The sequence below is a fragment of the Allosphingosinicella deserti genome, assembly GCF_003012735.1.
Lineage (GTDB): Bacteria > Pseudomonadota > Alphaproteobacteria > Sphingomonadales > Sphingomonadaceae > Allosphingosinicella > Allosphingosinicella deserti.
Map to the genome: position 1 here is coordinate 198,788 of NZ_PXYI01000001.1, position 12,646 is coordinate 211,433.

Below are 12,646 nucleotides of genomic sequence, written 5' to 3' on the forward strand. Positions count from 1 at the left end.
ATGACCGTGCGATCGCGCCCGGCGGAACGGTCCGAGCGCCGCGAAAAGCCTTGTGACGAGCAAAGGCGCTGCGTTAAGCGAGCCGCACTTCAACCACTTGGGGGACGTCGATGCGTATCGCCATGATCGGGACCGGCTATGTCGGTCTCGTGTCCGGAGCCTGTTTTTCCGACTTCGGTCACGACGTGGTCTGCGTCGACAAGGATGAATCCAAGATCGATGCGCTGAAGCGCGGCATCATGCCGATCTATGAGCCCGGGCTCGATCGCCTGGTGGCGAGCAACGTGCGCGGCGGCCGCCTGTCGTTCACCACGGATCTCAAGGCTGGAGTCGATGGGGCGGAAGCGATCTTCATCGCCGTCGGCACGCCGTCGCGGCGCGGCGATGGCCACGCCGATCTGAGCTACGTATTCGGCGCTGCCCGCGAGATCGCGGAAGCACTTACCGGGCCCGCCGCGATCGTCACCAAGTCGACCGTGCCGGTCGGCACCGGGGACGAGGTCGAGCGCATCCTCGCCGAAGTGCGACCGGACGCCCGTGCATGGGTCGTCTCCAATCCCGAATTCCTTCGCGAAGGCGCTGCGATCGAGGATTTCAAACGACCCGACCGGATCGTCGTCGGCACCGAGAATGAGGAGGCCGCCGAGATCATGCGCGAGGTCTACCGGCCCCTTTACCTCAACAAGGCCCCTTTGCTTTTCACCAGCCGCCGCACGGCCGAGCTGACCAAATATGCGGCCAATGCCTTCCTGGCGACCAAGATTACCTTCATCAACGAAATTGCCGATCTGTGTGAGGTCGTCGGGGCCGACGTTCAGCAGGTGTCGCGCGGGATCGGACTCGACAACCGTATCGGATCCAAATTCCTGCACGCCGGGCCTGGATATGGCGGTTCCTGCTTCCCGAAGGACACGCTGGCTCTGTTGAAAACCGCAGAGGATGCCGAAACGCCTCTGCGCATCGTCGAATCCGTGGTCGCGGTGAACGACGCCCGCAAGCGTGCGATGGGGCGCAAGGTCATCCAGGCGCTGGGCGGGGATGCGCGCGGTGCTGTCGTCGCCTTGCTGGGCCTCACTTTCAAGCCCAACACCGACGACATGCGCGACGCGCCCTCGCTCAGCATCGTCCAGGCCCTTCAGGATGGCGGCGCCAGGGTGCGCGGCTTCGATCCGGAGGGAATCGAGCAGGCGCGGCCGCTGATGGCCGATGTCGATTTCTTCGACAACCCCTATGCGGCGGCCGAGGGTGCCGATGCAGTGGTGCTGGTCACCGAGTGGGACGTGCTTCGCGCGCTGGATCTCGGTCGGATCGCCCGTACGATGAAGCAACCGATTCTCGTCGATCTGCGCAACATCTATCCTCCTCAGGATCTCGAAGCGGCGGGACTGAAAGGCTATTCGATCGGCCGGCCGCTGCGTGCCTGACCTCCGCAGCAGGGACTGTCCGGCGGCGCTCTCGCCATTGGTTTAGGGCCTGATTGCCACCTCAGGTCGGAGCTGTGAGTTCCACCCAAGCTGATCAGGCTCAAGCGTCCGTCGAAACCGCTTCGCCGGCTGATCGTTCACGCCTCTAACCATCAGGGAGATACGACTATGAAGCAAGGTCTCTGGCTTGCTTTACCTTTGCTGGCGCTGGGCGCCTGTGCGACGAACAACGGAGACGGGCCCGCCCCGGGCGAGTCCGCGGCGGCGCCCGCCGCGAGTGCCGAATTGCGAAATCCGAGCGGGGCAGGCGTGGCGCGCGCGAGCGTCGAAGGTGCGGGCGACTCCCTCCGCGTGCGGGTCGAGGCCGCGGGTTTGTCGCAAGGCGCCTACGGAGTTCATGTCCACACCACCGGCGCATGCGACGCACCGGCCTTCACGACCGCCGGTCCCCACTGGAATCCGACCGGCCGGCAGCACGGCAAGGACAATCCGCAAGGAACCCACAAGGGAGATCTCCCGAACCTGCTTGTCGGCGCGGACGGCAGCGGCAGCATCGAATATGTGATCGCCGGTGCGTCTCTCTCCGGCGGCGCCAATCCCCTGCTCGACGAGGATGGCGCTGCGATCGTGGTTCATCAAAGCGCCGACGATTATCGCACTGATCCCTCCGGCAATTCCGGTAACCGGATCGCCTGCGGCGTACTCGGCTGACGCCTGATGACCCGAGGCATGAAGGACTGACCTCAACACGGGAGCGCGAACTGCGGAACAGGCGGGGCGCGCGACCCAATCGAAGTGCGGCGCCTATCCGGCGAAAGGCGCCGTCCGACGCGCACCACCTGCAGGGGAGGCGAAGCAACCCACCCCCCAAGCGGCTCCAGCAGTGGTGCGGATCAGGCGCTCCGCTTCCTGCCGAGCCAACGCGGCAGGAAGCGTGGCGGCTCCGAAACATCATCGACCACGGGATGGAGAGCGATGCTGGTGCGCCGGATATCGTCGCTCCGTGTGAGAAGGTCCGTCAGCTCGTCGAAGTCGACCTGCCGGTTCCGACCCTCGACTACCCCGAGCATTTCCCAATCTGCGTTGCCGTCGAGCAGATCCTTGATGTCGTTCTCCAGCCAGAAATCGACATCTGCGCGGACGACCTCGAAGCGTCCGCCACCAATATCCCGATAATAAGCGGGGGTGCTTTCGGCCGGCACGCACATCAGCTGAACGGCAAAGCGCGGCGTCTCACCCTGATTGGTGGGCGAGCCGTGTATGAGCCCGTCGTCGAAAATGACCGCCGATCCGGCGGGTACAGAGAAGGTCTCGACCATTCCTGCCGCCCACATCCGCTCCTCCAGGCCCTGGAAATAGGGATCCGTGTTCGGGCCCTGAACGTGCGGCACGATCTTGTGGCTAGCGGGTACGGCGCAGAGCCCGCCATTGTGGCCGGTTGCGTCCACGAGCGGGCACCAGATCGAAACGCTGGTTTCGTCGAGATTTGCGGTGAGGGGCCAATTCTGATGCAGGTTGAACTTCCCCCGGCCGGCCGGCTTTACATAGAAATTGCACTGGATGATGCGGTAATCCTGCAGCACCTGCTCGACGTGGGCGGTGAAGGTCCGGCTGATGAGCTCGAACGCGCGTCGCCGGTAATCCCGATTGGTATCGAGGAACGAGCAATGATAGCTGGCCGCACGCCAGTTCGGCCGGCGCGGATCGAACGCATCGTTCGGACGTAAGGCCGAAGCGGCTGTCGAGAGCGCCGCGACTTCGGCTTCGGACAGCATCGGCATCGCGACGAAGCCGTTGCGCGAGAAATCCTGCTGCGCCTGCGGATCGCGCAGGATCTTCCGCCTCACGATGTCCTGCGGCAGATGCTCTCCCTCACCGGCCATGATTTCTCCTTCTCCCATGCTGCCGTCCCCATCGCATTCAATCATGTCCGCGGATCGGATGCCAGCGGCGACATCGGCGAAGTGGGGCGGCCGCATCACCGGGGAGGCGCACCTGCCCGGTCATGCGAAGCCTGCTGCCAGGAAACGTTCGGCAAAGGCGCAGTGGAGCGCCACACCCTTGGCCATCACGGCTTCGTCGACCTGCATGCGGCTGTTGTGAAGAGGCGGATTGGCGGCGGCATTGCTGCCCGGCGGAGCAACGCCGAGCAGAGCCATCGCACCTGGAATTTCGCGTAGGACATAGGCGAAGTCCTCGGCGCCCATTACCGGTGCTGAAAGCTCCATCCAGCCGCCGCCGAGCGTCTCGGCGCAGTCGCGCACGAGATCGATCGCCCGGACATCGTTCATCGTGACGGGATAGCCTTCCTTTATCCGCGCTTCGCCCGTCATGCCATGCGCGGCCGCGACGTGCTCGACGATCCGCCGGAATGCCTGCTGCTCCGTTAGACGGCGCTCTTGGGAAAGCGTCCGCAAAGTGCCGAGCAGGTGGGCGTTGCCGGCGATGACGTTGTGCGCCGTCCCGGCATTGATCTTGGTGATCGACAGGATCGCGGGATCGGTCGGCGGCACCGTGCGGGCGATGTGGGCCTGGAGCGCCATCACGATCTCGCAGGCGGCCGGAATCGGATCGAGACTGTCGTGCGGCATCGCGGCATGGCCGCCCTTGCCCGTGATCGTCGCCTCGATCATGTCGGCGGAAGCGAGCAGGGGGCCGGTTCGCGTCGCCACGGCGCCGTGCGGCAGGGTCGGCCAGATGTGGATCGCAAAGGCCGCGTCTGGGCGCCGGCCTGCCACCACGTCGTCGAGCAGCCCGTCCTCGATCATGAAGCGAGCGCCGTGATGCCCCTCTTCGCCAGGCTGGAACATGAAAGCCACCGCACCCGGCAATTGTTCGCGCCGGGCGGACAAAGCGCGGGCCGCGCCGACCAGCATCGCTGTGTGAGCATCGTGGCCGCAGGCATGCATCATCCCGGCGTTGCGCGAGGCGAACGGCAGGTCGGTTGCTTCCTCCATCGCCAGCGCGTCCATGTCACCGCGCAGCAGCACGGAGCGGCCATTGTCCCCGCCGCCGCGGAGAATTGCGACCAGCCCGCTGGTCGAGGGCCCTTCGCGGATCTCGAGCGGCAGGCCGGCAAGTGCCGCCTTGATCTTGTCGGCCGTCCGCCGGCAGTCGAGCCCGAGCTCGGGATCCTCGTGGATCGCCCGACGCAAGGCGATCACGGTATCGAGCTCCGCCTCACCGACGGCCAACCAGTCATTCGGCTTCATCATTCACCTCGGTCGCGACGGTACAGAAGCGGCGGGGCAATGGCGAGCCCAAGCGCGCTGCTGACATCGACGCTCAGCGGCGCACGACCCGGGCACGCCAGGTGGTGATGAATTCGGGATTGCCGCGGCATTCCCCCATTTCGGCCTGCTCGATCAACCGGAAGCGGCTGCCGTCCCAGACGAAGCTCTGGGTGATCCCGCAGTCACCGATGCCGCGGCCTTTGGCATAACTGGAGAGGATACCGTCCTCGAAGCCGCCATTGACCACATCGGGAATGCCGCCCTGCTCGTCCACCGGCCCCATCCCGGAGTCGGTGTCCATTCGCGCCGGCTCGATCGTCTTGCCGTCGCTGACGAACAAGGCGGCGATCAAATTGTAGGCACCCGAAGAGCAGGGCAGGACGATCAGCGATTTCCCGCCGCCGAGTGCGGAAATCTCCGGATCCTGCACGAGGCCCATACCCTCGAGGTCGCACTCGGCGCGCTTGCGCAAGGCGGCGAGCTCCGTCTTCGACAGAGTGACGGGCGTGCCGCCGGGCTTGGGCGAGACGATGACGGGCAAGGCAGGCGCCGACGGGACCGATCCAGCTGGTGCCGAGCCGCGCGCTGCGATCGCGGTGGTGCCGCCCGCCCGACCCTGCTTGTCGTCGACATAGCGGAATGCCGCCGCGGCCCCCTTCAACGCGATCGAAGCAATGGCCTTCCCGCTCGCATCGCGGGCGGTGAGGCTGGTGCCGTCCACCATCTCCACGGCGAGCCGCCGCGCATCGGCGCCCCCGACACTTCCCTTCGCCGCCTTGACGGCCTTGCCGTCATCAACGGCGAGTTCAAGGTCTGCGTCATCGCGGTCCTGCACGCTGACGTCGATCGCGATGGCTCCATCGGCTCCCGGTGCGCGGGCAATCGTCACCGTCATGTCCGCGAAGCCTGGGTCCTCGGGGGCGAGCGAGGCCATCGTGCACGACAAGCCATTGTCGCAGCCGACCGCCCAGTCGCCGAACGTGCGCAACTCGCTCGGCTTGGCGGGGGTGTGGCTGTCCGCGATTGCGGCGGGCGGGGACGTCTGCGCCTGGACTGGGTTCGCCTGGGGGGGCGCGGGGCTCGCCGCAGCACTTGCGTTTGCAGTCTCCTCGTCACCACCCGAACAGGCGGCGATCAGGAGGGGGAGGATGAGGGCGGGTCTGAACATCGGGCACATCCTTGTGCGGGTGGACGTCCGAGCGCAAGCACGCCTCGGTCGATTTGGCTTGAAGCGTGCCCGAGCGGAGTCAGGAGGATCCCCCGCGGGGATTGCGCCCGAAAACTCCGAGCCCCTTCGGGGCCGACCCAGGATCCATCCTTCAGAACTCACCGCCTCGCGTCAGATCGGCTCCCCGGCAGCGCGGGCGCGCTCGATCTTGGTCGCCTCGAGATCGGCGATGCGGCGGGAGGCGAGCCACAAACCAAGCAGGGTCAGGGGCGGCATCACGAACAGACAGGCGATGCCGGTGCCGAGGCCGCCGGTCAGCATCGACATCTTGCCCGCGAAATAGGGTCCAAGTGCGAGGCCGACCATCGTCGTTCCGAGGATGTAGGTCGCGCCCGCGGTCGCGCGCATCCGCGGCAGCACGAGATCCTGCAAGGTCGCCACCGCCGCCCCCACCCACGCCGAGGCGAACATGTGGGCGATCGGATTGACGACGTAGAGCGCACCCACGCTGTCGGTATTCAGCATGAACGCGACGAAGGGGATCGGCACGACCACGCTCAGCATGTTGACGTAGAGGCGTCCACGGGGATCGCGTTGCCGCCACACGTCCGAGAGATAGCCTCCGAGGATGACGCCGGCGGCGGCGGCGAAGGCAGCGGACCAGCCGATGATGAAGCCGACTTCTTCCTTTGCTGTCATGCCGCCGATGAAATGCGCACGGGCGAGCGGCCCGGAATAGAAGGTCGCCTCGACATAAGGCGGCAGCCAGAACGACGTCGCGTAGGTGACGAACGAAATGCTTCCGAAGGCAAAGGTCAACACCACCACCATCGGCGTTCCCCAGATCAAGCGGTGGACCGGCCTGTCGCGCGCCTTCAACGACTGTATCCAGGAGAACACCGAATAGACGCCAAGCCCGTAGGCGCTCCACTGCGGCCAATCGCCGGTGAGTCGGATAAGCCCGAATGCAACGGCGACGACTGCCGCAAGAACGAGCAGGTTGATCTTGAGCGCGCCAGGGATCCTCGACACGCTGATCAAGGTGAGCGGCGGCAGGATGGCGGCCAGTTCACGCCCGAAATCGGCCCAGGCATTGGGGCGAACCACAGCCTGCGGCATGCCGTCGGACGCGCCGCGGAGCGGCTCACGGAGGCTCAGCACCCACAGGGCCAGCAGCAGCCCGGGCAAGCCGACGGCAAGGAAGGCGGCCTGCCAGCCGGCCAGACCGAGCGGCGCCGTTGCGGGATCCGGATAAGCGTGCGTCCAGCGGCTGACGATCAGGCCACCGATCGGCAGGCTGAGCGCGCCGCCGATATAAAGGCCGCTCGAATAGATCGACAGGGCGGTGGCGCGGCGCTCCTTGGGAAAGCTGTCGGAGATCATCGAGTAAGCGGCAGGGGAGGCGCTCGCCTCGCCGATTCCGACTCCGATCCGCGCGGTCGCGAGCATCCCGAAGGTCGAGGCGAAGCCGGAAAACGCAGTCATCGACGACCAGAGCGCGAGGCCGATGGCCATCAGCCGGCCGCGATACCAGCTGTCGGCAAGGCGGCCGAGCGGTATCCCGAACAGGGCGTAGAAGACTGCGAAGGCGGTGCCGTAGAGGAAACCGATCTGCGCATCCGAAACTCCGAGATCGCGCTTGATGTCGCCGACCAGGATCGAGAGGATCTGCCGGTCGATGAAGTTGATGATGTAGACGAGCACGAGCACGAACAGGGCGTACCAGGCATAGGCGCCGACTCCCGGCCGGCCCGCTCGCCCGGACATCTCAGGGGTCTCGGCTGCTTCCGACGCCATATCCTCGCCCTCGTTGTTATTGTCTGATCATATGGCTAGCACAGCGCCGCGGATTGGCAACAAGGCTCGGCCGGATGGCGGTTTCGGTTCTCTTCGTCTGTCTCGGCAACATCTGCCGCTCGCCGCTTGCCGAAGCGGCGTTCCGCGCGGAGGCGGAGCGGCTCGGTTTCGACGTCCAGGTGGATTCGGCCGGCACCGGCGACTGGCATGTCGGCAGGCCGCCCGATCGGCGGTCGATCGCAGTCGCGGCGCGCAACGGCGTGGACATCGGCGATCTGCGCGCCCGCCAGGTGTCACCGGCCGATTTCCACCGGTTCGACCATATCGTCGCGCTCGATCGCGAAAACCTCGCCGATTTGCGGCGGATGCAGCCGGGCGGCGCGAAAGCACGCCTTTCGCTGCTGCTCGATCATGTTCCCGGCCGCGAAGGCGATGCGGTGGCCGATCCCTATCATGGCGAAGAGGAGCATTTCGATATCGCCTGGGCCGATGCGCTGGCCGGCGCTCGAGGGCTCGCGCGCACGATCATCGACGCGGAGCAAGCATGAGCTTCTTCGCCCGCCGGGTCGCAGCGGTCACCGGCATGGCGGAGGATCGCTTCGAGCATCTCGCCGGAGGCGATCTGTCGGAGGTGTTGCTGGTGCGGCGCCCCGACGGGCGGATTAGCGTCGCCAAGGGAAGCTCCGCCGTCGGCACCGAAGCGACCATGCTGCGGGCAATCGCCGGGGCCGGCGTCCCGGCGCCGCATGTCGAAGGCGAACTGGGCGGCGTGCTGATGATCGAGCATGTCGCCAACGACCGCGTGTTCAGTCCTTCGGCCTGGCGTTCGATCGGCGCGGCCTTGCGGCTCCTTCACGGCCATTCCAGCGATCTCTACGGCTGGCCGGTCGACTACGCGCTCGGCACGGTGGCGCTCGACAATCGTCAGGGGAGTGACTGGCCCGCTTTCTGGCTGGAGCAGAGGCTGAAGGCAACCGCCGCAGTGCTTGACCGCCCGTGGCGCGACCGCATGGCGGCGCTCGGCCCGCACTTGCGAGCGATCCTGCCCGCTGCGCCGCCGCCGGCGCTCCTTCACGGCGACCTCTGGACCGGGAACATCCTCGTGCGTGAGGGCAGGCTGGCGGCGTTGATCGACCCGGCCTGCTACCATGGCGATGCCGAGGTCGATCTTGCCATGCTGACCCTTTTCGACACGCCCGACGAAGCTTTCTGGCAGGCTTATGGCGCGCCTGCTCCCGGCTGGCCGGAGCGACAGGCGGCCTATCAATTGTTCCCGGCGCTGGTGCATCTGCGCTTGTTCGGTGGAAGCTACGGCAACATGGTGGAACGGCTGTTTGCCCGTCTAGGAGCCTGAACTCGTTCGCTTAACCGAGCGGGTAACGGGCGACCACGTTGTAGACTGCGCCTTCCGGACCGAGGCTGCTCTCGTAGAGCCGGAAGTCCCCGACCTCGAAAGGCGGGCTCGACAGGTTGCCGGCGCTTTCGATCAGCGGTTGCACCGGGCCGCCGCCGCGACTCATCCGGGCCAGGGTGATGTGCGGGCTATAGGCGCGGCGCTCCGGCTCCAGCCCGGCGCGCGCGATCGCCTGATCGACCTTCTTGTGGAGCGCCTTCAGCGGATCGTGGGGCGAGACCCCGGCCCACAGGGCGGTCGGCTGACCGCGCCGATCGAAGGCGCCGACACCGCTCAACGACAGGGCGAAACGCGGATGCCGAACCGACTCCAGTGCGGCGTGGACATCTTCGGCCGTGTGGCGATCGACTTCGCCGATGAAGCGCAGAGTGAGGTGGAGCTGATCGTCCGACTGCCAGCGGGCGCCGCGGACACCGCCCATCAGATCGAGCAACTGGCTGCGGATCGGCGCCGGCGGCCGGATCGCGACGAACAAGCGGATCATCGGTCGGCGATAGCGCGGGATCGGACCGGCGTGAAACCAGTTTTCCTTGAATCGCAGCGCAAAGCACACGATATTGGTGCCCAACGGTGACTGGTTGCCGTCAAAGGAGAGAGTTCCAAATGGCTAACGGATTTGACCCGCGCGGAACCGCAGCGCCTTTCGGGGCAGCGACGGCCGGACGCGACAGCGTCAGTGTCGACGCGGGCCTGCGGTCCTACATGCTGTCCGTCTACAATTACATGGCCTCAGGCGTTCTGCTCACCGGCATCGTCGCTTACGCCGCTGCGATGACCGGCATTGCCCAGCAGATTTTCTACGGAGGCGGCATCCTCAGATATGTGGTCTTGTTTGCGCCGCTGATCATGGTTTTCTTCCTCGCGGCACGCGTTAGCCGCATGTCGCTGGGTGGGCTGCAAGCCTTCTACTGGTCGTTCGCGACCGTAATGGGCTTGTCGATGTCGATCATCCCGCTGCTCTACAGCGGCAGCTCGATCGCCGCGACGTTTTTCGCCACGTCGGCCGCGTTCGTTTCGCTGAGCCTGTGGGGCTATACGACCAAGAAGGATCTGTCCGGCTTCGGCACCTTCCTGATCATGGGCCTCGTCGGTCTGATCGTCGCGTCGGTGGTGAACATCTTCCTGCGCTCGGATACTATGAGCCTGGTGATCAGCGCGGTCGGCGTGCTGCTGTTCGCGGGCCTCACCGCCTACGACACGCAGAAGATCAAGAGCATCTATTTCCAGGTGGAGGGCAGCGACATGCTCGGCAAGACCGCCATCCTCGGCGCGCTCAACCTGTATCTCGACTTCATCAACATGTTCCAGTTCCTGCTCAGCTTTCTCGGCAATCGCGACTAAGCAAAAGAAGAGAATTGAAGACGAGAAAGGGCCCGGCGGCAACGCCGGGCCCTTTTCATATGCTTGCGGAAGCACCGGTTGGAGCCTGAACTCAGCCCCGGTGCGCGCGGAAGAAGGCGAGGGTGCGGTCCCATGCCAGCTTCGCCGCCGCCGAGTCGTAGCGCTCGGCGGAGGTGTCGTTGTGGAAGGCGTGGTTGACGCCCTCGTAGACATGCAGTTCGACGGTCTTCCCTGCCGCCTTCAGCGCTTCGGCCCAGGGCAGGGCGGTGGCATTCACCCGCTGATCGAGGCCCGCAAGGTGCAGCATGACGGCCGCCTGAACCTTGGACGCTTCCGCCGGATCGGGCGCAGGCCCGTAGAAGGATACGGCGGAGCCTAGGCTCTTGCCCGCGGCGACGGACAGCCGATCGACCATCGCGCCGCCCCAGCAGAAACCGGTGACGCCGACCCGACCCGCCGACCGCTTGTGCCGTTGCAGGAAAGCGAGAGTGGCGACGCCGTCCGCGACCGCGGCCGGCATGTCGAGCGCGCCGATCATCTCGCGCGCCTTGTCCTGGTCCGCCGGCGTCCCGCCCGCGGGCGACAGGAAATCGGGCGCGAGCGTCGTGAAGCCGGCGACGGCGAGTCGCCGGGCAACGTCGCGGATATGATCGGTGAGGCCGCGATTTTCGTGGATGACGACGATCGGCTGGTGTTTCGCTTTGTCCTTGGGAAGAGCCAGATAGCCCTTCATCGTGCGCCCGGCGGCGGTGGGCCAGGATGTCTCTGCCGCCTCGATCCGGCGATCGTCGGGCGGAACGAGCGCTGCGGCGGCCGGATCGGCGGCGATCCCGGCAAGCAGCGCCGACGCTGCGGCCGTGCCGCCGGCGAGGCGTGTGAGTTCGTTCATGAAGGCTCGACGATCGAGCGTCTCATGGGTGTAGCGGTCGTAGAGCGCGATCGCGGCGCTGCGCAGGGGATCGTCCATTTCAGGACGCCTGCGGCTGCGGCTGGACCTGCGCCATCAGCGCGTCATCCAGGTCGGCGGCGCGCTTGGCGGCAGGGCGCTCGGCGATGCGGGCATAATAATCCTCGAAGGCGGGCCTCTTCTCGATCGTGCCGAACATCATGCCCCAGCCGATCTGGGCGCCGAGATAGACGTCGGCAGCGGTGAATTGTTCGCCGCACAAATAGGGGCTGGCGCTGCTCGCAGCCGTTTCGAGCGTCTTCAGAACATCGTCGAACGTGCCATATCCTGCATTGGCCGCGCGCTCGGCCGGTGCAAGCAACCCGAGGGACTTGGCGGTGGCGGCGGCCTCGACCGGGCCCGCACCGAAGAACAGCCAGCGATAATAGGGGCCGCGCTTGGCATTGCCCGGCGGCGGCGCCAGGCCGGCATCGGGAAAGGCATCGGCGAGATAGGCGCAGATCGCGGCGGCTTCGGTCACCACCGTGTCGCCATGTTTGATCGCCGGCACCTTGCCCATCGGATTGATCGCGAGATAGTCCGCGCCCTTCATCGTCGTGCCGTAATCGAGCAAGACGGTGTCGTAGCTGCAGCCGACCTCCTCCAGCATCCAGCGGGCAATGCGGCCGCGCGACATCGGGTTCGTGTAGAGCGTAAGAGACTCGGTCATCGTTGCTCCCCTTCTTGCGCCGGCGGATCGTAGCGCCCGGCCGGACTGTCTGCAAAGCGCCCGTCCTGCGCTGTCGGTCCGCAGCGGGCCGATCCCGGCAGGGGGTGCGAGCGCCTATCACGATACCGTGAACATGACGAGAACAGAAGCCGTAATCTTGTGCTTGGCGGCGTCGAGCGAGTCGGCCGATCCGAGCAGATGGCTGGTGCGCGCAGCGGCTACCCGCAGCACGTGAAGGGCGCTCCCGTGGGTGCGGCAAAGGTGGGCGGGACTCGATCGGATCAGGGGCGGGCGCGGCCGAGGATGCGCCCGGTCCTGGCATCGACATCGATCCACAGGACGTGCCCGGCTTTCAGATATTTCAGCCGATAGATGCGTTCCTCCCCGAAATATTCGGCACCGAGATAATCGGCGCCGCGCATCTGCGAATCGACGCGCTGCCGGATCTCGGAAAGGGGAAGAATATGCCCTCGTTCGACCTCCTCGCGAAGCACGTCCTGCTCGCGACCGCGCGGTCCAGCCTCGGCGGGAGCGATGGCCGCCAGGACAGATGCGGACGCAGCGGCAAGCACAAACCTCATTCGCTCTCCCTTGAGGGGCGGACTGGCACAGCCCCGGTCATTTGACGGTGTAACGATGCGCTGTGAACCCTT

General features: G+C 66.0%; 13 protein-coding genes. 5 read left to right on the forward strand and 8 right to left on the reverse strand.

The features are described 5' to 3' along the window. The first annotated feature begins 110 nt into the window (after positions 1–110). Positions 111–1,424, forward strand: a complete 1,314-nt coding sequence (locus tag C7I55_RS00960; protein ID WP_106511030.1) for a UDP-glucose dehydrogenase family protein — start codon at positions 111–113, stop codon at positions 1,422–1,424. 168 nt (positions 1,425–1,592) lie between these two features. Further along, on the forward strand, positions 1,593–2,135 hold the full coding sequence (locus tag C7I55_RS00965; protein ID WP_106511031.1) for a superoxide dismutase family protein: 543 nt from the start codon (positions 1,593–1,595) through the stop codon (positions 2,133–2,135). Between the two features lie 182 nt (positions 2,136–2,317). Here the strand turns inward: C7I55_RS00965 and C7I55_RS00970 are convergent, their stop codons facing one another. The 4 genes from C7I55_RS00970 to C7I55_RS00985 form a co-directional block, all read right to left on the reverse strand. Then, complete coding sequence (locus tag C7I55_RS00970) at positions 2,318–3,307, reverse strand: phytanoyl-CoA dioxygenase family protein (RefSeq protein ID WP_158266224.1); 990 nt, start codon at positions 3,305–3,307, stop codon at positions 2,318–2,320. A 120-nt stretch (positions 3,308–3,427) separates the two neighbouring features. Continuing rightward, positions 3,428–4,636, reverse strand: a complete 1,209-nt coding sequence (locus C7I55_RS00975) for a M20 metallopeptidase family protein (RefSeq protein WP_106511033.1) — start codon at positions 4,634–4,636, stop codon at positions 3,428–3,430. Between the two features lie 73 nt (positions 4,637–4,709). Next, positions 4,710–5,825, reverse strand: coding sequence for a DUF1176 domain-containing protein (locus tag C7I55_RS00980; RefSeq protein WP_158266225.1), 1,116 nt, complete (start codon positions 5,823–5,825; stop codon positions 4,710–4,712). Between the two features lie 171 nt (positions 5,826–5,996). Next, positions 5,997–7,622, reverse strand: coding sequence for a spinster family MFS transporter (locus C7I55_RS00985; protein ID WP_106511035.1), 1,626 nt, complete (start codon positions 7,620–7,622; stop codon positions 5,997–5,999). A 74-nt stretch (positions 7,623–7,696) separates the two neighbouring features. Between C7I55_RS00985 and C7I55_RS00990 the strand changes: the two genes are divergently transcribed. Together C7I55_RS00990 and C7I55_RS00995 are read left to right on the forward strand one after the other, a co-directional pair. Further along, the gene (locus C7I55_RS00990; protein WP_106511036.1) at positions 7,697–8,170 is read left to right on the forward strand and encodes a low molecular weight protein-tyrosine-phosphatase; all 474 of its coding nucleotides are present in this window, start codon (positions 7,697–7,699) and stop codon (positions 8,168–8,170) included. After that, entirely contained in the window at positions 8,167–8,976 is an 810-nt protein-coding gene (locus tag C7I55_RS00995) for a fructosamine kinase family protein (protein ID WP_199192673.1), read from the forward strand. The genes C7I55_RS00990 and C7I55_RS00995 overlap by 4 nt, the downstream gene beginning before the upstream one ends. A 10-nt stretch (positions 8,977–8,986) precedes the next feature. Here the strand turns inward: C7I55_RS00995 and thpR are convergent, their stop codons facing one another. Next, positions 8,987–9,604: an RNA 2',3'-cyclic phosphodiesterase gene (thpR, locus tag C7I55_RS01000; RefSeq protein WP_332888395.1), complete on the reverse strand. Its 618-nt coding sequence runs from the start codon at positions 9,602–9,604 to the stop codon at positions 8,987–8,989. Between the two features lie 35 nt (positions 9,605–9,639). Here thpR and C7I55_RS01005 point away from each other — a divergent pair, with 35 nt between their 5' ends. Beyond that, on the forward strand, positions 9,640–10,377 hold the full coding sequence (locus C7I55_RS01005) for a Bax inhibitor-1/YccA family protein (protein WP_106511037.1): 738 nt from the start codon (positions 9,640–9,642) through the stop codon (positions 10,375–10,377). A 91-nt stretch (positions 10,378–10,468) separates the two neighbouring features. On the opposite strand, the gene C7I55_RS01010 is transcribed toward C7I55_RS01005, so the two are convergent. From C7I55_RS01010 to C7I55_RS01020, 3 genes are all read right to left on the reverse strand, one after another. Then, entirely contained in the window at positions 10,469–11,344 is an 876-nt protein-coding gene (locus C7I55_RS01010; protein ID WP_106511038.1) for a dienelactone hydrolase family protein, read from the reverse strand. A gap of 1 nt (position 11,345) precedes the next feature. Further along, entirely contained in the window at positions 11,346–11,993 is a 648-nt protein-coding gene (locus C7I55_RS01015) for a glutathione S-transferase family protein (RefSeq protein ID WP_106511039.1), read from the reverse strand. Between the two features lie 281 nt (positions 11,994–12,274). Continuing rightward, positions 12,275–12,574, reverse strand: coding sequence for a hypothetical protein (locus C7I55_RS01020; protein WP_106511040.1), 300 nt, complete (start codon positions 12,572–12,574; stop codon positions 12,275–12,277). Positions 12,575–12,646 lie beyond the last annotated feature (72 nt).